The sequence below is a fragment of the Arthrobacter sp. SPT-J7 genome (assembly GCF_059089965.1).
Genome location: NZ_JBNHFF010000350.1, coordinates 1 through 2,403, shown reverse-complemented (window position 1 = coordinate 2,403; position 2,403 = coordinate 1). Strand labels below are relative to the sequence as shown.

At 67.3% G+C, this 2,403-nt stretch carries 3 protein-coding genes; 1 reads left to right on the top strand and 2 read right to left on the bottom strand.

The genetic code is table 11. The features are described 5' to 3' along the window. Window positions 1–1,248, top strand: a 1,248-nt coding sequence (locus AC5RWX_RS32490) for a zinc-dependent metalloprotease (RefSeq protein WP_494100291.1), incomplete at its 5' end; no start/stop codon positions are given. Window positions 1,249–1,254: 6 nt separating this feature from the next. Here the strand turns inward: AC5RWX_RS32490 and AC5RWX_RS32485 are convergent. Both AC5RWX_RS32485 and AC5RWX_RS32480 read right to left on the bottom strand, forming a co-directional pair. Beyond that, window positions 1,255–1,869: a M48 family metallopeptidase gene (locus AC5RWX_RS32485; RefSeq protein WP_494100290.1), complete on the bottom strand. Its 615-nt coding sequence runs from the start codon at window positions 1,867–1,869 to the stop codon at window positions 1,255–1,257. Then, window positions 1,866–2,403 (bottom strand): HRDC domain-containing protein (locus AC5RWX_RS32480; RefSeq protein WP_494100289.1); only part of this gene is annotated, 538 nt, incomplete at its 5' end. The genes AC5RWX_RS32480 and AC5RWX_RS32485, both read right to left, overlap by 4 nt.

Below are 2,403 nucleotides of genomic sequence, written 5' to 3'. Positions count from 1 at the left end.
CCGTCCGAGGGCCCGGTGAACTGGAAGCTGGCCCACGAGAATGCGCGCCGGGTGGCCGCCGGCAGCGCGGATCCCTCCGTCACCTCACAGCAGTCCCGCGAAGTGGACGAGGCACTGCGGCTTGCTGAACTGTGGCTCGACCCTGTCACCGATCTTCCCGCTACCGGCCTGATCGGCCGCGCGTGGTCCCGTGCGGAGTGGGTGGAGGCAACCCTTGGCACTTGGAAGAGGCTGACCGAGCCGGTCGCCAACAGCATCGCCAATGCACTCTCGTCCGCCATGACGGAGCAGATGCCTGAAGAGATGAAGTCGATGATGGGCGGAGCCTCGTCGATGCTCCAGAACATGGGCGGCGCAATCTTCGGCATGCAGCTGGGGCAGGCCATCGGCGCCCTCTCCACGGATGTGGTCAGCTCCACCGATATCGGAGTGCCCCTGGCTGACCTTGAGATGGCCCTGCTGCCCATTAACGTCGCCGCTTTCGGCGAAGGGCTTTCCCTGCCCGAGAACGACATCCGCCTCTTCCTTGCTGTCCGGGAAGCCGCCCACGCCCGGCTCTTTGTCCAGGTTCCATGGCTGCGGGGACACCTGCTGGGCGCCATCGAGGCCTACGCGCGGGGCATCCATATCGATACCTCCCGCATCGAGGAATTGGCGAGGGACCTTGATCCCGGCAACCCCGAGGGCATCCAGGAAGCTCTTTCACAGGGCGTGTTCATGCCCCAGCGGACGCCCGCCCAGGACCAGGCCCTCGAGAAACTGGAAACAGCCCTCGCGCTGGTAGAGGGGTGGGTGGACGAACTCACCGCAGCGGCCACCGAAAAGGTTCTTCCGTCAGCCGGTGCCCTTCGGGAGACCGTCCGGCGCCGCCGTGCAACCGGCGGCCCGGCCGAGCACGCGTTCGCTTCGCTCGTCGGTCTGGAACTGCGCCCCCGCCGCCTGCGCGATGCTGCCACACTGTGGGCCACGCTGAAAGAAGAACGCGGCATTGAAGGCCGTGACGCGATCTGGCACCATCCCGACCTGCTGCCCACCGCCGAGGACCTGGACGATCCCCGCGGGTTCAGTGGACGCCGGAAACTGGCGGAAGCCAGTGGCACCGAGGTGGACGACGCCCTGCAGAAGTTGCTCAGTGGCGGGTTTGACGACGCCCCGTCCCAAGGAAACAAAGACACCGACGGCGGGCAGGACGGGAAGTCGGCTGAGGGCCCCGATGGTGATGGGCAGGACGGCGGGCCGAAGAGCTAAGCCCGGCTAGTCGGCGTCGTCCGTCCAGCGCTCCCCGCCTGGCCGGACGGCACCGGTTCCGTCCCCCGTTTCGGTGCCCGGAAGGCCTCGGGCCATCGCAAAGGAAACCCCTTCCAGGAATGCCTTCGCCCGCGCGGTCTCCGGGTAGGCCGCCAGCAGCTTCCAGAACCCCGCATTGTGGTTGGCCACCAGGAGGTGGGCGAGTTCATGCAAAAGTACGTAATCGATGACCCACTGGGGCATGGGGCGGAGCTTCTCGGAAAGGCGGATAGTGCCGTCCGCTGGCGTTGCCGACCCCCACCGTGAGTTCTGGTTGCTAACCCAGCGTACGGACGCCGGCACGGCCTTTCCGCCGAGATACAGTTCGGAGAGCCTTGCCGCGTGGGCGGCCAGGGCGGTGTCCGAGGCAGGGCGCTTCCTGCCCGAAGCTGAACACCGTTCCCCCTGCCGGTGCAGCTTGGCCAGCATCCGCTGGACCCATTCCTTTTCCTGGGCTGCTGTGAACCGGGCCGGGATGGCCACCACGGCCGTTCCGTTCTCCCAGAACGCCGCAACGGTCCGGGTTCGGCGGGCGGAGCGCCGCACCTCTACCGGAGCGCCCCCTTCGGTGGTAGTGATCATAGAGAGGTGCTTTCCACCAGGACCCGCAGAACGTCCTCCCCGTAGCGCTCCAGCTTTGACGGTCCCACTCCGGCCAGCGCCGCAAGTTCTTCCAGGGAGGCTGGCCGGGCTTCGGCAATGGCTGTGAGCGTTGCGTCGGTGAACACCACGAAGGCGGGTACATCGGCGGACAGTGCCACCTCACGCCGCCAGGTCCGCAGGGCCTCAAAGGTCTGCTCCTCATAGCTTGGCGGACAGGCGTTGCACCGCCCCACCTTGCGTTCCGCACCCGTGGCAAGCATGCTGCCGCAGACCCTGCAGACGGCAGGGGCGGCTGCCTTGCGGCGGGGTGCGGGCCCCTTGCCCCTGATACTCGAGCCGGCAACGGAATCCGGGCGCAGGCCATCCAAAAACCTGGAGGGCTTGCGGTTGGCCCGGCCGCCGGGAGTCCGGGACGTGGACCAGGACAGTGAGAGGTGCTCGCGGGCGCGGGTTATCCCAACGTAGAGGAGCCGCCGTTCCTCATCCACGGATTCCGGGGAGTCGGCAAAGGAG